The organism is Halosimplex aquaticum (assembly GCF_028747785.1).
In the GTDB taxonomy this organism is placed as follows: domain Archaea; phylum Halobacteriota; class Halobacteria; order Halobacteriales; family Haloarculaceae; genus Halosimplex; species Halosimplex aquaticum.
This window is the reverse complement of sequence record NZ_CP118158.1, coordinates 3,267,564-3,285,713: the sequence shown is the minus strand read 5'-3', so window position 1 is coordinate 3,285,713 and position 18,150 is coordinate 3,267,564. Positions and strand designations below refer to the sequence as shown.

Here is an 18,150-nt window from a genome sequence, read left to right as displayed (position 1 = left end):
CCGCCTCGACCGCTATCGAGCCGGAACTCGTCGGCCGTCCTCGGCGGGTATTTCGCCGCCGAGACGGACTCTCGACCGCCCTGCGAGCACTTGCCGTTCCCTTTTCGCCGCCGGCGCCGAACCGGGCCCATGGAGTACGTCACCGTCAACGGCGTCGACGTGCCGGCACTGGGATTCGGGACCGCCCGGATGGACACCGACGAGGAGCGCCGGCGGGCCGTCGAGACGGCGCTCGACGTGGGTTACCGACACCTCGACACCGCCCAGAGCTACGGGAGCGAGGGCGCCGTCGGCGACGCGCTCGCCGCGTCCGACGTCGACCGTGAGGACGTGTTCGTCACGACCAAGCTCTCCGGTGACAACCGCGCCTACGACGACGTCATCGAGTCCACGGGCGAGAGCCTCCAGCGCCTCGGCCTCGACGCCGTCGACCTGCTGCTCATCCACTCGCCGAACGACGACGTTCCCCACGAGGAGACGCTGGACGCGATGAACGAGCTCCGCGACGACGGGTTCGTCCGCCACCTCGGCGTCTCGAACTTCTCGGTCGACCAGCTGCGCGAGGCCATGGACCTCTCCGACGCGCCGATCCTGACGAACCAGGTCGAGTACCACGTCCGCGAGCGCCGCGACGAGTTGCTGTCGCTCTGCATCGAGGAAGACGTGATGCTGACCGCCTACAGCCCGCTCGACGTGGGGGACCTGGCCGACGACCCGCTGCTCGCACAGATCGGCGAGCGCGTCGGCAAGTCGGCCGCCCAGGTCGCCATCCGATGGCTGATCCAGCAGCCCATGGTCTCGACGATCCCGATGTCGTCCTCGCCCGAGCACATCCGCGCGAACTTCGACGTCTTCGACTTCGAACTGACCGACGACGAGATGGAGGAACTGGCCGAGCAGGGCGGGGCGGTGGACGCCATCCGGTCGAAACTCGGGTGGTAACGGCGCCGTCCGCGCCCCCGCCTGCCGCCGATCACTCGATGGGGAACCGGAGGAGCGCGCCGACGCCGCCGAACGCCTCGCGGAAGCGGGCGCCCTGGTCGAACCCGTCGGGGACGACCACCGTCTCGCCACCTTCCTCGTCCGTCCGGGCTTCCCACTCGCGGATCTCCTCCGCGGGGAGCGCCGCCGAGCAGAGCGTCGTCTCGACGGCGCCGTAGTCGAGCGCTTCCTCGGTCTCCTCTGGGCCGTAGACGACCGGCTCGTCCGCGCCGAGGGCGTCGAAGAAGTCGTCGAGCGCGTCGCGCGCCGGTCGTTCGGCGGCCGCCTCCAGGTCGTCGCTCGCGCGGTCGACCAGCTGGTGGAGGCCCTGTTCGCCCGCGTACTCGACGGCGTAGTGGCCGCCGACGATGGCCTCGTCGAGCCGGTAGTCGAGGTGGTCGCCCTCCAGGAAGTCGTCGACGGTGACGGTCGTCCCGCCCACGAGCAGGCCGTCGACGGCGAGGCCGTTCCCCTCGTCGTCGCTGGCGGCGTCGGCCGCATCAGCGGCGGTTGCCCCCTCCGGCCCGGCCAGGAACGCCCGCTCGGCTTCTGCCGCGACCTCCTCGAAGAACTCCTCCTTCTGGCGCTCGCGCTCGCGGGCGAACCGCTGGGCGGACTGGCCGCCGGCGCGGGTCTTGCCCATCACCGCGCTCTCGATGGACTCGACGGGCACGACCGCGTCGCCGTCGAGTCGGCCGAGGACGGCGCCGCCGCGCTCGACGACGAGCAGGCCGTAGGTCCGCGAGTCGCCGGTCGTCCGCTCCAGCGGGGCGGTGTCGAACGAGCGGTCCAGCCGGTAGACGGACTCGGCGACCGGCGTCGGGAGGTCGTCGAAGATCCACTCCCGGGTCTCGCCGTCGACCGTCCCGACGTAGAGGACGAGGCCGTGCTCGGGCGTGCCCGACTCCTCGTAGCGGTGGAGGAGGTGGCGGGCCTGCTCCAGCGTCGAGCGGGCGGCGTCGTCGGCGTCCTCGGAGTGGATGTACTCGGCGTCGGCGTGGGCCTCCTCGACGCGTTCCAGCACCGCGCCGACCGGTTCGTCGGGCGGCACGGCCACCGTCAGCAGGCGGTCGCCGGCGGCGTCGATCCCGGACAGTTCCTCGATTCGGTCGGCGAGTTCGTACGCTGTCGTCATCGGTGAGAGAAGTCCCGACCGGCCCCGCCGTCGGGTGGTATCCGGGGTACGGGCCGTGCCGGAAAGGGGCCGGGGCCTGCAAGTGAAAGGCCGAGGGATCGGGCCCGCCGATCGAGACGGGTTACTCGGGGCCGCACAGCGCCGCGCGGATCGCCGCCGCCCGCGTCGCGCCGACGCCCTCGACGGCGAGCAACTCGGACTCGTCGGCCGCGAGGAGCGACTCGACGGTCGGGAACGCCTCGTAGAGTGCCGCGGCCGTCGTCGGCCCGACGCCGTCGATGCAGCCGTACATGCGCTTGGCGACCGGCTCGGACCGCGAGGGGACGGCGCTGGTCGGGAGCGGGCGCGTCGACGGCGCCTCGGCGTGCTTGCGGGCGAGGCGGACGGCCACGTCGACGAGGCGCTCCAGGTCGCCGCAGGGGACGACGGGGACGCCGAACCGCGCCGTGATCGAGGCGGCCGACCCCCGGATCGACGCCGCGGCGACGCCCGGCCAGTGGGTTTCAAGATCGGCCCACGTCCCTTCGACGAGCACGTAGGCGTGTTCGCAGGCCTCGTCGAGGGCGGCGACCTGCGCTTCGAGGTCGGTGCCGGTCCGCCCCAGCGCCGAGCCGAGGTAGTCGCCGACGGTCTTGCGCTCGAACCCGACCTCCCCGATGACGATGTCGCCCGCGTCGAGGCGGCGCACCTCGACCGCCGTCACGTCTGGGTGAGCGCGCACCGCCGCCCCGACCGCGTCGGGCTCCCGGTCGTCGACGACTGCGGTGACCGACATCGGCGGTGAGAACGCCGGTCAGCGCTTCGGCCGCGTTCGAGCAGACCCGCCTGACCGACTGCCCGTCCGCGACGGGCGAGCGGCGCGGTCGCCCGTCGACCGGTCGCCACCTCGGCGCCGTCGCCGCGCGGCCGCGAGGAGGACGCCTATGGCAGCGAGGGCGACGAGCGCGAGTTTCCCGCGATTGCGCCCGAGTCTGTCGGTGACGACGGTCACGTCGGGGTCGCGCTGGTCGCCCTCCGGGAGCGAGAACAGGAACCCTTGCGTGGCCGGCGGCGACCCGCCGGCCATCAGCTTCGCGTTGATCGTCGCGTACGCCTCGCGGGCCTCCTCGACCGCCTTCCGCTCGGTGATCACGTCGTGGGCCAGGTTTATCGCCAGGACGTTGGCCTCCTCTTTGTGGCAGGTCGCCACCAGTTCGCCCTCGGTCCGGTGGGCGTGGACGCTCCCGTCGAACCGGGCGAGGTCGTCGTACTTCTCCGTCGGGACCTGGTAGTCGACGTACTGGTAGAGGTGGTCGATGTGGGGGATCGGGAACCGGTGTTTCGTCCCCTCGCGGTATACCTCGGTGCGTTTCCACGGACCGTTGTCGTGCCAGACGAGTCGCTCCGCCGTCGCCTCGTCGGGCTCGCCGTACTTCGCCCGCATCTTCTCGGCGGTCTCCTTCGGATGTTGCTGCTGGCCCGGCGTCTTCGACGGCCAGTCCTCGATGATCCGGTCGACTGCCTCCGTCGACGCTGTCGCGGTACCCATTGTGAGAATCCTCCGGATACACCGTGGGCCTCGACACGCAAAGCCGTTCCCCGGAAGCTGCAGGCGTCCCGATTTCGGGCCGTTCGACGGCCGAACGGTGCGGATTCGACTCGGATCGCATCGGGCAGTCGCCGGTGGGCGCGGCGACCCCACCCAGGAGACCGTCGAACAGCCGGAACAGGCGGAACGTCCGCTTCTGGTCGGGGGCGCGCCCCGCCCCGCCGCTCGGCGGTCACTCCAGTGCACGCAGACGGAACCTTCGGTGACCGACCGCTCCGGGCGGTCAGTCTCCCGAGCGGTTCGGACCGGCCGGCAACCACCACTGGACTAGCTTCCAGGCGCCGACGGCGACGATGGTTCCGGTGACGTTGGCGATCACGTCGGCGGCCTCCTTGCTCCGCCAGGCGATAGTGCTCTGGACGAACTCGACCCCGATGCCGAGTGCGATGGCGACGGCGGCAATTCCGACGAGCGACAGGACGCTCTCGGCGAGAACGGCGTAGGCGAGGAGAAACGTGACCAGCGCGTAACTCCCGGCGTGGATCCACTTGTCGATTCCCACGTCTCCGAACATGCCGGTCTGGTCGACGAACGCAGGCGGGTGAGCGAGCGAGGCGAACACCACAGCGAGCGCGAACCCACAGGCGATGGAGAACCGCGTCGGCGCGGGAAGCGCTGACGCATCAGATAGCTCCATGTGAACGGTTGGGGAGCCGGCCGGAAAAACAGACGACTGCTACCCGATTCGGGTCGCGAACTACCGAGCACGAGCCGCCACATCCACTCCGTACCGACCCGACAGGGGCGACTTACTTCGGTGCCGCGGCCGACCGGTCGGCGAGACGGTCTGGCGAGGTCGGCGAGACGGTCTGGTGGGGGCGGCCGGTCGCCAGACCGGCCGCCGCCCCACTCCCGGTTGGTCGTCCCGCGTGCGGATACGTCCGTGTCCCTTTCCAGGGAGTTCCAGATCGATACGTAGACGTGCGTGATTCACGCCGAAACCGAGTTTCCGACCGAACCGTTCGGATCGGGCCGCTGCGGGTACGCCCACTCGTGTCGACGCCGCGAACGGCGCCTGGTGAGCGTCGAACGCCGACCGACGACGGTAATACTCAGATACCGAGTCCCGAGTCGGCGAAGGCGGTTGCCGCGCGAGGGGGTCGACCCGCTCCGGCTCGGCGGGCAGTTCGACGACGCGGTCGGCGCGGACGCTTCGGAAGCGCCCGTCGACGCCGCGAGTTCGACCCCTCGCTGCCCGGCCGGACAGTTGGTTTGGACCGCAGAACTTGTAACTTGTAAAATATTTTCCTCCAACCAATCGCTAGAACTGGAAATCGGCGAAACCTGGCGAGACAGCGGCCGTTCCTCTTAAATCTTGCAAGTGCATCGCCACAATTAAGCCGATCCGTTTCGAGGCGACGCACGGTGATGGGTGAAATGTTGAGTACCAAGGTAACCAGACAGATCGCGGCGCGCGAGGGCGTCGATCCGCTACATTTGGATAAACCGCTTTACGACGTGATAGACGTGGGTGCGCTGGAGACGATGGTCGAGTCGGCGAGCAAGCGAGAGGGGGGAACGCTCGAAGTCACGTTTACGTACTACGGTTACGAGGTCGTCGTCGACGAGACGGGTGACGTCACCGTCACGCCGACGGCCACGGCCGGTAAATCCGGCGACGGATCGGCGAACCGAACCGCGGCGGGGAAATAACTGCGCCGGCGCCCCCGGACGTGCGACCGGGACCCTGAATCGAGGCCACTACGAGTCGGGCGAGGGAGGCGACGGTCAGTCGGCGACGTCGACGTCGGTGATCTCGAAGCGGGCGCCGCCGGACTCACTCTCTGTGACAGCGACCGACCAGCCGTGGGCTTGCGCGATCTGTTCGACGATCGAGAGCCCGAAGCCCGTCCCCTCCGCGTCCGTCGAGTAGCCGCTCTCGAACACCTCCTCACGACGCCCCTCGGGAATCCCGGGACCGTCGTCGGCGACGAAAAAGCCCGACCCGTCGTCGAGCGTCCCGACCCTGACCGTCACCCCCGAACGCGCCGCGTCGCCCCGGACCGGTCCGTCCACCCGTCTCGGCGCTGATCCGGATCGTGCCTCCCCGGAGTCGTCGGGGTCGGTCCCGTTCGCGTTCTCGGGTACCTGCGAGTCGGCACCCCGACGAGCGCGCGAATCGGCAGTCGTGGAGCCGTGCTCGACCGCGTTTCCGATCAGGTTCTCGAGGAGCTGCTGGAGTCGTCGTCGGTCGGCGCGGACGCTGTCGTCGGTCTCGACGACGAGCGTGGCCGGGGACGCGCCGACGGTCTCCCAGCAGGTCCGTGCGACCGGGCCGAGGGCGACGGGTTCGATGTCGAGGACGGTCTCGCCCTCGCGGCCGAGCGTGAGGAGGTCGTCGATGAGCGCTTCCATGCGGTCGTGAGCGCGCCGGATCGAACGCAGGTGTTCGCTGTCGACCTCCTCGGCGAGTAACTCGGCGCGGGCGGACGCGATCTGGAGCGGGTTGCGCAGGTCGTGGCTGACGATGCCCGCGAACTCGTCCAGCCGTTCGTTCTGGCGTTCGAGTTCCCGGCGATGCTCGCGGGACTCCTGTTCTCGGGCCGCGCGGTCGAGCGCGGCCTCGACCGTGTTCGCCAGGATGCGAGCCAGCGAGACGTCGACCTCGTCGAAGCTCGCCAGTTCGGTCGCGCCGACGGCCATGACGCCGTACTCGCCCAGGGGGAGGATGATCTCGCTCTCCAGGGGCGTCTCGGCGTTGTAGCGGTCCGGTTCGGTCTGGAGGTCCTCGCAGACGGTGACCGCGCCGCTCCGGAACGCGTCCCACGTCAGGCTCTCGCCGCCGGTGTAGGTCGGCAGGTCGCCGATCAGGTCGAGGGCCGCGTCGGTCGCGGCGACCGGGCGGAGCGCGGACCCGTCCTCGTCGACGAACCAGAGGCCGCTGACCTCCTCGTCCAGCACCGCGGCCGCCGTCTCGACGGCGTGCTCCGCGACGGTCTCGCGGTCGGGAGCGTCCATGAACTGCCGGGTCGCGTCCGTGAGCGCGCTCAGGGCGCCCTCGCGGCGCTTACGTTCGGTCACGACGCGGGCGACGCCGACGACGCCGTCGAACTCGCCGTCGATCTCCAGTCGCGCGAGGCGATAGTCGAGGACAGCCTCGCCGTGCTCGGGGAACACCGCCTCGACTATCCCCTGGAGTTCCTCGCGGTCGCCCTCGACGAGTTCCCGATACGGGTCCTCGCCCGCCTCGGCATCGGCGCGGATCTCCGCGACGAGCGCGCTCTGCTCGCCTTCGAGCGCCTCGGGCGACGCGCCGAAGAAGTCCGCGAGGTAGTCGTTCGCGATCACGAATCGGCCGTCCGCGTCGTAGATACACGCCGCGTCGGGCATGGCGTCGACCATCGACCGGTAGCGTTCGAGCGTCTGGGCGCGCTCCCGGCGCTCGGTCACGTCCGTGATGAACCCCTCGATCCGCTCGGCGTCGTCGCCGACGGCGCGGCCCCGCTCCCACATCCAGCGGACCTCGCCGTCGGCCGTCCGGATCCGGTAGCTCACCTCGAATGGGTCGCCCGCGTCGACCGCCGACTGCACCGTCTCCCAGAGTCGTCCGCGGTCATCGGGATGGAGCACGTCCTCGCCCCAGACGACCGCGCCGCGCTCCAGTTCGGCCGCGGTGTAGCCGGTGAGCCGCTCGCACTCGCCCGCGACGAACTCCATCGGCCACCCGGGGTCGTTCCGACAGCGGTAGACGACGCCGGGGAGGTTGCTGATCAGCGTCTCGAGGCTCCGGTTGCGCTCTTCGAGCGCGCTCCGCGACCGCGCGGCGGAGACGGCGTTTTCGATCCGGTTGGCCAGCAGCGCGTACTGGTCGGTCCCCGTCCCCTTCTGGAGGTAGTCCGTCACGCCCGCCGAGATGGCCTCGCTCGCGACCTCCTCACTGCCCTTCCCGGTGTAGAGGACGAACGGGAGGTCGGGGTCGCGCTCGCGGACGGTCTCGAGGAACTCGATGCCCGTCTGTCCGGGCATGTCGTAGTCTGAGACGACGCAGTCGACTCGCTCCTCGTCGAGGAGGGTCAGTGCATCGTCGGGATCCGTCGCCGTCAGCACGTCGAAGCGGTCGTCTTCGCGTTCGAGCGCCGCCGCGACGAGTCCACCCAGGTCCCGGTCGTCGTCGACGTGGAGGACCCGTATCGCCGTCGATGTGCCGCTCATGTCTCGTGGCCGGTCTACACCCTCTTTCGTGAGGGGGACCTTAAGCCTGTGAGTTTATTTCGACCCGACTACACATAGATTTACGATACGTGCGGTGTACTCGCTCGACCGCCCGCCGGAGCGACTCGCCGCCGGCCTCGTACACCAGGTGCGACCCGCAGTCGCAGTCCGACGCGCCGAAACCCGGAACCCGTTCGCGCTCGTCCGCGCCGCCCCGGTCGTCGCTCTCCTCGCCCGCGAGTAGCCGGCTGACCTCGCATTCGACGTCCTCGTCCGGCGTGCGGCCGACCGCCTCGACGCGCACGTCGGGGTGGTCGAGCAGGTAGTCGACGTGCCAGTGGCGAGCGTCGCGCTCGCCGGCGCACAGCTCCCGGTGGCGCTCGACCCGCGCGAACCCGCCCGGACCGAACGCGCTCCCGGAGTAGGCGTACCACCCGGGCGCGAACTCGCGGGCGCCGAGGGCGCCGACCTCGATAGTCGCCGACGCGGCCAGTTCGAGGACGAGCGTGTACGTCCCCTCCGCGGTCGGTTCCGTCATCGACTCCGCGGTTCGGGGACCGGCGGCAAGTGCGTTCCGCCTCCGGGCGCCCCGACCTTTCTTGTAGCCGGTGGCCGAACCTCCGTTCGTGTCGCGAAGTCCGACGCTGACGCTGGTTGGCGTGATCGTCGTCGTCTTCCTCGTCCAGCGAGCGGTCGCGTTCCTCCAGATACCGCTCGCCTTCGCCCTCTCGGCGCCGGTCGGCCGCCAGCCCTGGACGATCGTCACCAGCGTCTACGCCCACGTCGGCGTCGGCCACCTCGTCGCGAACGTCGTCGTCCTGCTGGTCGTCGGCCTCTATCTCGAACAGCAGACCTCCCGGCTGCGCTTTCACGCCTTCTTCCTCGCCACCGGCGCACTGGCCGGCCTGACCCAGGTGTGGGTCAGCGACCTCGTCGGGCCCGGCGTGGCCGTCCTCGGCGCCAGCGGCGGCATCGCCGGCCTGGTCGGCTACCTGCTCGCCGGCAACCGCATGAGCGACACCGTCCTGGACCGCACGCCGCTCAGCCCGCGCGCGCAGCTGGTGATATTCGTGGTCGTGGCGGGCGCGATCACCGTGGTGACCGGCGGCCGCGGCGTCGCGCTGGTCGCCCACTTCACGGGCCTGTTGATCGGCCTGCTCGCCGGCCGCGCGCACCTGTTGCGGCCGTCGCGGTGACCGTTCCGCGGCCGGGTTCCGTCAGTCAGAACGGATAATTGAAGTAGAGATACGCGAGCGCGGCCAGGACGACGGCAGTCAGCGACGCCGCGACGATCGAATCGTTCGCCACACCGACGACGACGGCCGGCACCAGAAAGACGAGCAACCACAGCGGATACGAGTCCGTCCGAACGTTCATTCGTGTCCCGTTCGGCAACCGCGCCGAAAGACCTTCGCTGTCCCGCTCCACACGGTTCCGCCGGCGTTACCCGGCATCGGATACGACGCGATGGAGGACGCCGACGACGCCGCCGACGACCAGCGCGAGCCCGAGGAGGAATATCGGCCACGAGAGCACCCTGCGGACGAACCGCGGTAGGAAGGGCACCACAGCGAGCACCACGTTCGAGAGGTCCATAATCCACTGTCCGACGACGACAGCGGCGTAGAGCGCGAGCAACTCCCGCCGGAACGCGTACCTGAACGACTGGACGGCGTTCGAGAGCACGACCGGTTGAACTCTCAGGCGAGATATATGTTTTCCGATGCGAACGACTCGTCCGTTCTGTCGGACCGGTCGGGCCTGGAGAGAGCGCCGGCGCGCGAACGGACGCGCTCAGTACAGCTGCTTCTCCTTCTCGTCGCGGTCCTGCTCTCGCTCGTTCTCCGCCCGCTGCTCGCGGCGGCGGGCGAGCCAGGCCTTGAATCCCGGGACGTAGGTCTGTCGGCAGTCGCGGACGAACGCGTAGATGCCGTAGACCCAGAAGAAAAAGAGCAGGGTCCCCATCCCGAAGTACAGCAGGAGGCCGGTCGAGACCACGGTCAGCTCTCCTCCCGGGCGCCGGGGTGCCCGCCGCCCATCGCCTCCGAGCGGACGATGTCGTGGCAGAGCGCGTCGCCGGTCGCCGTGTCGAAGACGTGGATCTTCCCCCTGTCGAGGACGACCTCCAGGTCCTCGTCGGCGGCCAGATCGCTGTCGGGCTCGACGCTCATCAGGAGTTCGTCGGCCCCGTGGGCGCTGGCGGCGCCGGCGGTGCCGGTATCGCCGCCGGCGGCGTCCTCGCCCTGGAGGACGAGGTAGACGAATATCTCGTCGCCCATCGGTTCGAGGACGTCCGTCCGGGCGCGGATGCGGCGGGTCGGGTTGACGAGTTCGCCCGCCTTGCTCGCGGGGTAGACGTCCTCGGGGCGGACGCCGACGGTCACGGCGTCGCCCTCGGCGAGTTCGGCGACCTGCGCGGGGTCGAAGTCGACGTCGAACCCCTCGGTCTGGATCTCGCCGCCGCGGACGGTCCCCTCGATGAAGTTCATGCTCGGCGAGCCGATGAACCCGGCGACGAACAGGTTGGCGGGCTCGTCGTAACACACGAGCGGCGGGGCGATCTGCTGGAGGTGCCCCTCGTTCATGACGGCGATGCGGTCGCTCATGGTCATCGCCTCGGCCTGGTCGTGGGTGACGTAGATGATGGTGGTCTCCAGTTCCTTGTGGAGGCGCTGGAGCTCCGTGCGCATGTGGACGCGGAGCTTGGCGTCGAGGTTCGCGAGGGGCTCGTCCATGAGGAACACGGCGGGTTCGCGGACGATGGCGCGGCCGATGGCGACCCGCTGGCGCTGGCCGCCCGAGAGCTCGTCGGGCATCCGGTCGACCAGTTCCTCGATCTGGAGGATCTCGGCGGCGCGGGCCACCCGGCGGTCGATCTCGTCTTTCGGGTAGTCCCGGAGGCGGAGCCCGAAGCTCATGTTGTCGTGGACATCCATGTGCGGGAACAGCGCGATGTTCTGGAACACCATCGCGATGTCCCGGTCTTTCGGCGGCTTCGTCGTCACGTCGTCGCCGGCGATGGTGATCCGTCCCTCGCTGGGGATGGTGAGGCCGGCGATCGTTTCGAGCGTGGTCGACTTGCCACAGCCCGACGGGCCGACGAGCGTGACGAACTCGCCGTCGGCGATGTCGAGGTTCATGTCGTCCACTGCCGTGACGTCCGCGTACCGTTTCGTGACGTGGTCTAAGATGACGTCTCCCATTGTTACTCCTTGAGTGCTCCCGCGGTCAGTCCGCTGACGATGCGCTCCTGGGCGATGACGACGAGGATCACGACGGGGAGGACCCCGACGATGCTCGCCGCCGCCATCAGGTTGTAGAAGGCCTGGTACTGGCCCTGGTAGTTGACGACGCCCCAGACGATGGGCGCCCAGTTCTCCGCCTGCCCGTCGGTCATCAAAAAGGAGATGAAGAACTCGTTGTAGACGCCGATGAACGTCAGCACGCCGGCCGTCGCGACGCCGGGCGCCGACAGCGGGACGATCACCCGGAAGAGCGCGCCCAGTCGCGTCGCCCCCTCGACGCGGGCGGCGTCCTCGAGGCCGTCCGGGATCTGGCTGTAGAAGGTCGTGAGGATGAAGATAGAGAGGGGGAGAAAGAGCGCGCTGAACGGCGTCACCATCGCGCCGGGGGTGTTGAACCAGTCCGGGCTGTAGATGGTCCCGAACACCGGTAGCGTCAGGATCTCGACGTTGCCCGTGAAGAACTGGAACAGCGGGATGATGAACGCGGCGGGCGGGAAGTAGGAGATGGCGAGCAAGAGGAGGAGCATCGGCGTCTTGCCGCGGAAGTCCAGGCGGCCGAACGCGTAGCCGGCCAGCGTCGCGACGAGCAGGACGATGGCCGTCGTCGTCAGCGCGATGACGATGCTGTTGAACATGTAGACGTGGAACGGCAGCCGCTCGAACATCTCGACGAACGAGTAGGGGTTGAACCCGTTGGGCAACAGGCCGAGGTTACTGAACTCCCCCTGCGGCGTCAGCGCGAGCACGAGCAGCCAGTAGAAGGGGAACAGCGTCGTCACGAGGAAAAAGAGCGTGACGACGTAGAAGAGGAACTGGTAGGCGCCGCCGGGGTTGCGGATGGCCTCCCGGGTCCGGCGCTGGAGCGGACCGCCGTCGTCGCCGTCGCCGCCGTCCTCGTCCGCGGTCGCGGAGGCCATCAGGTCCCCACCTCCAGGTCGGCGAACTTGACGATGTAGATCATCGCCACGGCGGCGACGATGCCGGCGGTGATGAACGCGACGGCGGCGGCCGTGGCGTAGCGGCCCGAGCGGAAGGTGTCGACGACCATGCACGTCAGCGACGGCATCGTCGAGCACCCGCCGGTCGTCTCGATGATGCCGTAGACGCGCATCGACTGGATCGTCCGGAACAGCAGCGCCACGAGCAGCGCCGGCAGGACGAGCGGGAAGGTGATGTAGCGGAACTGCTGGACCCGCGAGGCGCCGGCGACCTTCGCCACGTCGTAGAGGCTGCGGTCGACGCTCTGGAGGCCCGCGAGGATGAGCAGCGCCATGAACGCCGAGGTCTTCCAGACGTCGGCGACGATGACGATGATCATCGTGTCGACGCTGTTGATCAGCGGGTTCTGCGAGAAGATGCCGAGCCAGTCGCGCATGATCGTCGTCCCGAACCCGACGCCCGGCTGGAAGAACAGCCAGAAGATCAGCCCCTGGATGGCGATGGGCACCGCCCACGGGATGAGGATCGCCACGCGGACCCAGCGCCGGCCGCGGAAGCTCTGGTCGAGGACGAGCGCCTGACCGAAGCCGAGGATCGTCTCGAGCGTGACGGCGATGGCCACGTAGATGAGCGTCACCGTCAGCGCACTCTGGAACGGCTGGCTGAGGTCGACGAAGGGGCTCCCGAGGACGGCGTTTCGCTGGCCGGTGAGCAACTCGACGTAGTTCTCCAGACCCACGAACTCGCCGACGTACTCCCCGCTGAACAGCGCGTCCGCGTGCAGCGACATCTGGAACGTGTTCACCAGCGGCCAGACCGCCATCGTCGAGACGAGCAGCAGGGTGGGGAGCAGGAGGACGTACGCGAACTGCTGTTCGGAGAGGCGCTCGGTCCAGTTGGCCGGGGCGACGGCTGCCGACCGCAGGCGGCTCCGGGAGTGCTCGTCGCTGGTCGCCATCTTAGACGCTCTGCTCGATCTCCTCGAGGCTCTGTGCGAGCTGGGACATCGCCTCGCTGGGGGGCTGTTGCTGGGCGATCACGCCGTTGACGCGGCTGGCGATCTGCGACGACTGGTCGGGCCAGACGACCGTCACGGGCCGGGGGATGGCGTTCTCGCCGGCGATCCGGAGCGTCTCCAGGTGGGGGCCCCAGGGCTCGACGTCGCCGACGTTCGCGGGGTCGAACAGCCGCCGGTCGCCGGTCAGGTAGCCGAGTTCGCTGAACTGGAACGACCGGAAGCTCTTCTGCATCGTCGCCTCGATCACCTGAACCGCCGCGTCGACGTTGTCGGAGTTGGGGTTGACGGTGAGGTGCCACCCGCCCAGCGCCGAGGCGGTGCCGCCGATGTTCTCGTACTGGGACTCCTCTTCGGTCACCGCGTAGGGGATCGGCATCACGCCCAGCGCGTCCGGCGAGAGGTTGTCCGACTCCTCGAAGGCCGTCGCCGCCTCGAAGATGCCGCTCGGCCAGTAGCGCAGGGCGACGGCGTTGCCGTTCGTGAACGGCTGGAGCGACGGCCCCTCGGTCCACTCCAGGACGGCGTTGGGCGAGATCTGCTGGTAGCCGTCCAGCGCGTACTGGTCGCCGGAGCCGTGGATCAGCGTCCGGACCATCCGGAGCGCCTGGATGACCTGCTCCCCGTCGACGGTGATGGGCCGCTCGCCGACGGGCCCGAAGAGGTTGTCCCGGCCGCCGAAGTACGCGCCGCCCCACGTGCTCATGAACTCGTTGAACGTACAGCAGGAGAGGCCGACGTAGTCGGTTCCCTGCCAGTTGAAGCCGTACTCCACGTCGGCGTTCTGGTGGGTCTGGGAGATGACCTCCGAGAAGCGCTGCCAGGTCATCGGCTCGGTCGCCCAGTTGTTCCCGTCCGGGTCGAAGCCGGCTTCGGTCACCAGGTCCTTCCGGTACTGGATCGTCGGGAAGCCGACCTGCCAGGGGACGCCGTAAAGCTCGCCCCGCGGACCGCCGCCTCGACCGGTTCCGGTGTCAGTCTGCGCTTGCGTGCCCACGGCGTTGGCCGGCGCGCGGGCGCTCTCCAGCGGCGCCTCGAAGTAGTACTCGTTGATCATCGAGAGCGCGTCGTCGGAGAGGTGATCGGTCAGGTCGACGAGCTGGTCGCGCACGATGAAGGGGATCGTCCACCCGCTGTCCATCCGGAAGATGTCGGGCGTCGCGCGGCCGGCGTTGAGCCAGCTACGGTACTGCGACTGGACGTCGCCCGAGATCTCGGAGGTCGAGAGGAACTCGACGGTGATGTCCTGCGAGAGCCCGGCGTCGTGCAGCGCCTCGCGGGTCTCCTCGGCCCTGTCGGTGACGTTCGAGGGCATCGCCATCTCGACGGTCGCTCCGCCGCCACCGTCACCGCCGCCACCGCCGGGCGTCCCGCCTCCACCGCCGTCGCCTGTGCCACCACCGTTCCCGTCGCCCGCCGTCCCGTCACCGCCGTCGCCGCCGCTCGGACAGCCGGCCAGCCCGACCGCCCCGGCGACGCCGACCGCTTTCACGAACCGTCGGCGCGAGCGCGACGACGTGCTCTCCGCTCCGTTCGACGACGCGGATTCGTTCGACATGTTTCAGATGATCCGCCTTGCAGACTAAGGTATAGTCCGGCATCCGCTGACACTCCGGGAGTAACACCGGGTTACCGGCTGTCACGCGTTCGAAACCGTCGACGCCGCTTTGATGACGGCGGCTCGACATAGGGCATGGACCTCGTCGGTCACCGCGGCTGCGCTGATCACGGCCCCGAGAACACCCCGTCGGCGGTCGCGGCGGCCGCTCGCCGCCTCCCGGCCGTCGAGATCGATCTGCGCCGGTGCGCCTCGGGCGAACTCGTCGCCACTCACGACGAGCGCGTCGACGAGTTCACCGACGGGAGCGGCCGCGTCGCGGCCCTCGACCTGGCGGCGCTCCGGGAGTTGCGCGTCGACGGATCGGACGAGCGGGTCGCCACCTTCGGGGAGATCCTCGACGCCGCGCCCGCCGAGACGACGCTCCACGTCGAACTCAAGGAACCCGGACTCTGGGCCGACGTGCGGCGCGAACTCGCGGAGCGTGACGACCCCCCGCCCCTGCGGGTCACCAGCTTCTCGGCGCCGGCGCTGGCCGAGATCGCCCGGTCTGACTGGGATCCGGAGACGGGCCTGCTGTTCGGCGAGTATCCCGACGCGAACCTCGACCTGGCGGCGGTGCTGGACTGCGCGAACGTCCACCCGCACGCGCGCCAGTGCCTCGATACGGACGTCGTCGAGCGGGCCCACGACGCCGGATTCGGGGTCTACGCCTGGGGACTGCTCGACGCGGCCGGCGACCCGTCGGACCGGGCCGCGACCGTCCGCGCGCTCGCCGAACGGGGCGTCGACGGCGTGACGACGGACACCTGGGACCTGCCCGAGCCGTGACTCCCGGGGCCGTAACCCAGAAGTGTAAATTACACGTCACAGCGACGGCTGTCCGGAACTGTCACCGAGACAACCGTAACGGGCGCCTAGAGGCAGTAACGCCGGCCTATTCGAGGAAACCGACGACACGCTAAAACGAGCGCCCGCCGAACTGTCGGCGATGCGACCCTCTCAGTCGACGATCCGCCGACCGGCCCACACCGGCGCGGACCGGTGCTGGCCCTGTACGGCGGTCAACCTCGCGCTGCTCGCCATCGGCTGTCTCGCCCTTGCGGTCGTCTCGCCGCCGGCGAGCGCTGTCCTCGCTTTCGCCGGGGCGGCCGCGATCTGGCTGCGCGGCTACCTGGTGCCGTACACGCCACAGTTCGCGCCCCGGTTGGTCGCCCGACTGCCGTGGACCCCCTTCCCCGCCGGCGCAGGCCACCCGCCCGGGCCGCGAGCCGCGCCGGCCGATCCTCCGTCGGGCGGCGGCCGGGCGGACTCCGAGAGCGGTCGACAGTCCGACGACGATACCGACGCAGACGCGGCCGACACCGACGCGGCCGACGCAGACTCAGACCGAACCCCGGCCACGCTGGCCGACGCGACGGTCGCCGACGGGGAGGCGGTCCTGTCCGACCTCGTCGCGGCCGGCGTCGCCGACGCGAGCGGCGACGAGGTGCGACTCGCGGCGTCCTTCGAGGAGCGCTGGCAGTCGGCGATCCGGGACCTCCGCGAGCGGTCGCCCGCGGACCTCGCCGCCGCGACGCTGGCGGCGGCGCCCGCCGCGAACGACGCGGACGCGGTGACCGAGCGCGACCGCGCCTACGTCGTCCTCTCGGACGGCTCCGGCGAACCGGCGGGCGAGGTCTGGCTCCGGCGGCCGGTCGCGGTCGCCGAGACCGCCGCCGCGCGGGCGCTGGCCGAGGCGACGGACCTCGACCCCGGCCGGCGCGCGGTCGCCGCCCACGGCCTCGCGGTGTTCCTCGACGACTGTCCGGTCTGCGAGACCCCCCTGAGCGAGGGGAAAGCCGGCGGCTGTTGCGGCCCGCCGCGCACCGACGCCGAGGGGCACCCGCTCCGGGCGCTCGTCTGCCGGGACTGCCGGACACAGTTCGCCGCCTTCGAGTGAGTCGGCGGCGATCGGGCTCGCATGACCCGTTATCTGCTCGCGACCGCGTCGGTCCACACGACCGCCGCGGCCGCCGACCACCTCGGCGACCGCCTCACCGCCGACGACGAGGTGGTCGTCGTGACCGTCGCGGAACCGGATCTCGACGCGCGCGACGCCGGCGACGCCGCCAACGTCGCCCGGACGCGTCTGCTCCCCGCGACCGTCGACGTGCTCGAACGCGAGGGCGAACCCGCCGAGGAGATCCGCGCCGTTCTCGCCGAGCGCGACGCGGACGTGGTCGTGATGGGGTCCCGACGGGGCGACCCCGAGGAGAGCGAGTCGACCGGTTCCGCGGACGGCGACGTTCCCGGCTCGACTGTCCGCGCGCTGCTGGGGAGCGTCGACGTTCCGGTGGTCGTCGTGCCGCTGCCGGCGTTGTAGAATCGCGCGCTCGTGACCGTCACGGCCCGCTACAGCCGTTCGAGGACGGCGTCGGCGTCGTAGTTGAGCGTCAGCTCGCGCGAGCGGCCGCGGCCCTCCACGTCGGCGTAGCTGGCGTCGATGATCCCGAGCTGGTCGAGCTTGTTCGTCACCTCGGAGTAGCGGGTGTACCCCAGTCCGGTCTCGTCGTTGAACACGTCGTAGATGTCGCCGGCGCGCTTGCCGTCGTGCTCGGCGATCACCTCCAGCAGCGCGCTCTCGGACTCGGAGAGCTCCTGCAGGCGCCGCGAGAGGTGGACGTACTTCGACTTGTCGTAGGCCTCCTCGACGTCCTGCCGCTCGACCTCGCGGCTGGCGCGCATCTCCGCGTTCAGGCCCGCGCGGCGCAACAGGTCGATGCCGACCCGCAGGTCCCCGCCCTGCTCCTCGGTGTACTCGGCGACCAGGTCGAGGACCGGCGCGGTCATCACGCCGTCGTGGAACCCCCGATCGACGCGCTCCTGCAGGATGTCGACGATCTCCGGCTGGTCGTACTTCGGGAAGTAGACGTCCTCGGGCCGGAAGACGCTCTGGACTCGCGTGTCCAGTTCGTCGATGACGTCGAGATCCAGGTCCGAGGAGATGCAGAGGACGCCGATCTTCGCGCCGCCCTGCTCCTCGTGGGCGCGCAGCAGCGAGTACAGCGTGTCGGAGGCCTCGTCCTCGTAGAAGAGGTAGTTCACGTCGTCGAGCGCCACGGCCAGGACGCGGTCGTCGGCCACCAGCTGGTCGGTTATCTGCGAGAACAGCTTCTTGAACGAGATGCCCGACGACGGCGGCTCGTAGTCGAACACGCCCTCGAAGAGCCGCGAGAACACCGAGTACCGCGTCGAGTTGACCTGGCAGTTCACGCGCACCGTCTTCACGTCGGTCTGGGCCCGTAGCTCGCCGAACATCTTCTGGACGGCGGTGGTCTTGCCGGTCCCCGGCGGCCCGCGCGCGACGACGTTCAGCGGCCGCGACCCCCGGACGGCGGGGCGCAGCGCGTACTTCAGCGTCTCCATCTGCGTGTCGCGGTGGAGAAACGTCTCCGGCAGGTAGTCGATCTCGAAGACGTGTTCGTCGCGGAACACCGATTCGTCCCACGACAGCATCCCCTCCTCGGGGTCCTCCGTCATTACTTTCACCACGCT

Annotated in this window: 20 protein-coding genes; 6 read left to right on the top strand and 14 right to left on the bottom strand. The window is 69.7% G+C overall.

The window, feature by feature from the left end; genetic code table 11:
* The first annotated feature begins 129 nt into the window (after positions 1-129).
* Complete coding sequence (locus PSC72_RS16475; protein WP_274322514.1) at positions 130-942, top strand: aldo/keto reductase; 813 nt, start codon at positions 130-132, stop codon at positions 940-942.
* 31 nt (positions 943-973) lie between these two features.
* On the opposite strand, the gene PSC72_RS16470 is transcribed toward PSC72_RS16475, so the two are convergent.
* From PSC72_RS16470 to PSC72_RS16455, 4 genes are all read right to left on the bottom strand, one after another.
* Positions 974-2,116 carry a Vms1/Ankzf1 family peptidyl-tRNA hydrolase gene (locus PSC72_RS16470; protein ID WP_274322513.1) on the bottom strand — a complete coding sequence of 381 codons (1,143 nt, stop codon included), beginning with the start codon at positions 2,114-2,116 and terminating at the stop codon, positions 974-976.
* 121 nt (positions 2,117-2,237) lie between these two features.
* The gene (locus PSC72_RS16465) at positions 2,238-2,891 is read right to left on the bottom strand and encodes a helix-hairpin-helix domain-containing protein (RefSeq protein WP_274322512.1); all 654 of its coding nucleotides are present in this window, start codon (positions 2,889-2,891) and stop codon (positions 2,238-2,240) included.
* 18 nt (positions 2,892-2,909) lie between these two features.
* A complete protein-coding gene (locus PSC72_RS16460; RefSeq protein ID WP_274322511.1) occupies positions 2,910-3,644 on the bottom strand; it encodes a hypothetical protein in 735 nt (244 codons plus the stop codon).
* A gap of 283 nt (positions 3,645-3,927) precedes the next feature.
* Positions 3,928-4,341 carry a VanZ family protein gene (locus PSC72_RS16455; RefSeq protein WP_274322510.1) on the bottom strand — a complete coding sequence of 138 codons (414 nt, stop codon included), beginning with the start codon at positions 4,339-4,341 and terminating at the stop codon, positions 3,928-3,930.
* A gap of 731 nt (positions 4,342-5,072) precedes the next feature.
* Between PSC72_RS16455 and PSC72_RS16450 the strand changes: the two genes are divergently transcribed.
* Positions 5,073-5,357 (top strand): HalOD1 output domain-containing protein, encoded by a 285-nt coding sequence (locus PSC72_RS16450; protein WP_328518164.1) that lies wholly within the window; start codon positions 5,073-5,075, stop codon positions 5,355-5,357.
* Positions 5,358-5,432: 75 nt separating this feature from the next.
* Here PSC72_RS16450 and PSC72_RS16445 read toward each other — a convergent pair whose 3' ends face one another.
* Positions 5,433-7,856, bottom strand: a complete 2,424-nt coding sequence (locus PSC72_RS16445; protein WP_274322509.1) for a hybrid sensor histidine kinase/response regulator — start codon at positions 7,854-7,856, stop codon at positions 5,433-5,435.
* Between the two features lie 40 nt (positions 7,857-7,896).
* Positions 7,897-8,394 carry a GIY-YIG nuclease family protein gene (locus PSC72_RS16440; protein ID WP_274322508.1) on the bottom strand — a complete coding sequence of 166 codons (498 nt, stop codon included), beginning with the start codon at positions 8,392-8,394 and terminating at the stop codon, positions 7,897-7,899.
* Between the two features lie 88 nt (positions 8,395-8,482).
* Between PSC72_RS16440 and PSC72_RS16435 the strand changes: the two genes are divergently transcribed.
* On the top strand, positions 8,483-9,052 hold the full coding sequence (locus PSC72_RS16435; protein WP_274322507.1) for a rhomboid family intramembrane serine protease: 570 nt from the start codon (positions 8,483-8,485) through the stop codon (positions 9,050-9,052).
* 25 nt (positions 9,053-9,077) lie between these two features.
* On the opposite strand, the gene PSC72_RS16430 is transcribed toward PSC72_RS16435, so the two are convergent.
* From PSC72_RS16430 to PSC72_RS16400, 7 genes are all read right to left on the bottom strand, one after another.
* A complete protein-coding gene (locus PSC72_RS16430) occupies positions 9,078-9,233 on the bottom strand; it encodes a hypothetical protein (RefSeq protein WP_274322506.1) in 156 nt (51 codons plus the stop codon).
* A gap of 66 nt (positions 9,234-9,299) precedes the next feature.
* Positions 9,300-9,542 carry a hypothetical protein gene (locus tag PSC72_RS16425; protein WP_274322505.1) on the bottom strand — a complete coding sequence of 81 codons (243 nt, stop codon included), beginning with the start codon at positions 9,540-9,542 and terminating at the stop codon, positions 9,300-9,302.
* Between the two features lie 108 nt (positions 9,543-9,650).
* Complete coding sequence (locus PSC72_RS16420) at positions 9,651-9,854, bottom strand: hypothetical protein (RefSeq protein ID WP_274322504.1); 204 nt, start codon at positions 9,852-9,854, stop codon at positions 9,651-9,653.
* Between the two features lie 2 nt (positions 9,855-9,856).
* Positions 9,857-11,059 (bottom strand): ABC transporter ATP-binding protein, encoded by a 1,203-nt coding sequence (locus tag PSC72_RS16415; protein ID WP_274322503.1) that lies wholly within the window; start codon positions 11,057-11,059, stop codon positions 9,857-9,859.
* A gap of 2 nt (positions 11,060-11,061) precedes the next feature.
* Positions 11,062-12,018 carry a carbohydrate ABC transporter permease gene (locus PSC72_RS16410; protein ID WP_274322502.1) on the bottom strand — a complete coding sequence of 319 codons (957 nt, stop codon included), beginning with the start codon at positions 12,016-12,018 and terminating at the stop codon, positions 11,062-11,064.
* Positions 12,018-12,998: a carbohydrate ABC transporter permease gene (locus PSC72_RS16405; RefSeq protein WP_274322501.1), complete on the bottom strand. Its 981-nt coding sequence runs from the start codon at positions 12,996-12,998 to the stop codon at positions 12,018-12,020. Before PSC72_RS16405 ends, PSC72_RS16410 begins: the two co-directional genes overlap by 1 nt.
* A 1-nt stretch (position 12,999) precedes the next feature.
* Positions 13,000-14,613, bottom strand: coding sequence for an extracellular solute-binding protein (locus PSC72_RS16400; RefSeq protein ID WP_274322500.1), 1,614 nt, complete (start codon positions 14,611-14,613; stop codon positions 13,000-13,002).
* A gap of 135 nt (positions 14,614-14,748) precedes the next feature.
* On the opposite strand from PSC72_RS16400, the gene PSC72_RS16395 reads away from it, so the two are divergent.
* The 3 genes from PSC72_RS16395 to PSC72_RS16385 all read left to right on the top strand — a co-directional run bounded on the left by PSC72_RS16395 (position 14,749) and on the right by PSC72_RS16385 (position 16,978).
* The gene (locus PSC72_RS16395; RefSeq protein WP_274322499.1) at positions 14,749-15,444 is read left to right on the top strand and encodes a glycerophosphodiester phosphodiesterase; all 696 of its coding nucleotides are present in this window, start codon (positions 14,749-14,751) and stop codon (positions 15,442-15,444) included.
* Between the two features lie 160 nt (positions 15,445-15,604).
* Positions 15,605-16,555, top strand: coding sequence for a hypothetical protein (locus PSC72_RS16390; RefSeq protein WP_274322498.1), 951 nt, complete (start codon positions 15,605-15,607; stop codon positions 16,553-16,555).
* 21 nt (positions 16,556-16,576) lie between these two features.
* Positions 16,577-16,978, top strand: a complete 402-nt coding sequence (locus PSC72_RS16385) for a universal stress protein (RefSeq protein ID WP_274322497.1) — start codon at positions 16,577-16,579, stop codon at positions 16,976-16,978.
* 29 nt (positions 16,979-17,007) lie between these two features.
* Here the strand turns inward: PSC72_RS16385 and PSC72_RS16380 are convergent, their stop codons facing one another.
* Positions 17,008-18,135 carry an ORC1-type DNA replication protein gene (locus tag PSC72_RS16380; RefSeq protein ID WP_274322496.1) on the bottom strand — a complete coding sequence of 376 codons (1,128 nt, stop codon included), beginning with the start codon at positions 18,133-18,135 and terminating at the stop codon, positions 17,008-17,010.
* Positions 18,136-18,150: the final 15 nt, after the last annotated feature.

What these genes read in the sequence shown, in the direction of transcription:
- PSC72_RS16410 (WP_274322502.1), bottom strand. Translation starts at nt 12,018, where the DNA reads ATGGCCTCCGCGACCGCGGACGAGGACGGCGGCGACGGCGACGACGGC.
- PSC72_RS16455 (WP_274322510.1), bottom strand. Translation starts at nt 4,341, where the DNA reads ATGGAGCTATCTGATGCGTCAGCGCTTCCCGCGCCGACGCGGTTCTCC.
- PSC72_RS16385 (WP_274322497.1), top strand. Translation starts at nt 16,577, where the DNA reads ATGACCCGTTATCTGCTCGCGACCGCGTCGGTCCACACGACCGCCGCG.
- PSC72_RS16395 (WP_274322499.1), top strand. Translation starts at nt 14,749, where the DNA reads ATGGACCTCGTCGGTCACCGCGGCTGCGCTGATCACGGCCCCGAGAAC.
- PSC72_RS16380 (WP_274322496.1), bottom strand. Translation starts at nt 18,135, where the DNA reads ATGACGGAGGACCCCGAGGAGGGGATGCTGTCGTGGGACGAATCGGTG.
- PSC72_RS16475 (WP_274322514.1), top strand. Translation starts at nt 130, where the DNA reads ATGGAGTACGTCACCGTCAACGGCGTCGACGTGCCGGCACTGGGATTC.
- PSC72_RS16430 (WP_274322506.1), bottom strand. Translation starts at nt 9,233, where the DNA reads ATGAACGTTCGGACGGACTCGTATCCGCTGTGGTTGCTCGTCTTTCTG.
- PSC72_RS16415 (WP_274322503.1), bottom strand. Translation starts at nt 11,059, where the DNA reads ATGGGAGACGTCATCTTAGACCACGTCACGAAACGGTACGCGGACGTC.
- PSC72_RS16450 (WP_328518164.1), top strand. Translation starts at nt 5,073, where the DNA reads ATGGGTGAAATGTTGAGTACCAAGGTAACCAGACAGATCGCGGCGCGC.
- PSC72_RS16400 (WP_274322500.1), bottom strand. Translation starts at nt 14,613, where the DNA reads ATGTCGAACGAATCCGCGTCGTCGAACGGAGCGGAGAGCACGTCGTCG.
- PSC72_RS16440 (WP_274322508.1), bottom strand. Translation starts at nt 8,394, where the DNA reads ATGACGGAACCGACCGCGGAGGGGACGTACACGCTCGTCCTCGAACTG.
- PSC72_RS16470 (WP_274322513.1), bottom strand. Translation starts at nt 2,116, where the DNA reads ATGACGACAGCGTACGAACTCGCCGACCGAATCGAGGAACTGTCCGGG.
- PSC72_RS16390 (WP_274322498.1), top strand. Translation starts at nt 15,605, where the DNA reads ATGCGACCCTCTCAGTCGACGATCCGCCGACCGGCCCACACCGGCGCG.
- PSC72_RS16405 (WP_274322501.1), bottom strand. Translation starts at nt 12,998, where the DNA reads ATGGCGACCAGCGACGAGCACTCCCGGAGCCGCCTGCGGTCGGCAGCC.
- PSC72_RS16460 (WP_274322511.1), bottom strand. Translation starts at nt 3,644, where the DNA reads ATGGGTACCGCGACAGCGTCGACGGAGGCAGTCGACCGGATCATCGAG.
- PSC72_RS16465 (WP_274322512.1), bottom strand. Translation starts at nt 2,891, where the DNA reads ATGTCGGTCACCGCAGTCGTCGACGACCGGGAGCCCGACGCGGTCGGG.
- PSC72_RS16445 (WP_274322509.1), bottom strand. Translation starts at nt 7,856, where the DNA reads ATGAGCGGCACATCGACGGCGATACGGGTCCTCCACGTCGACGACGAC.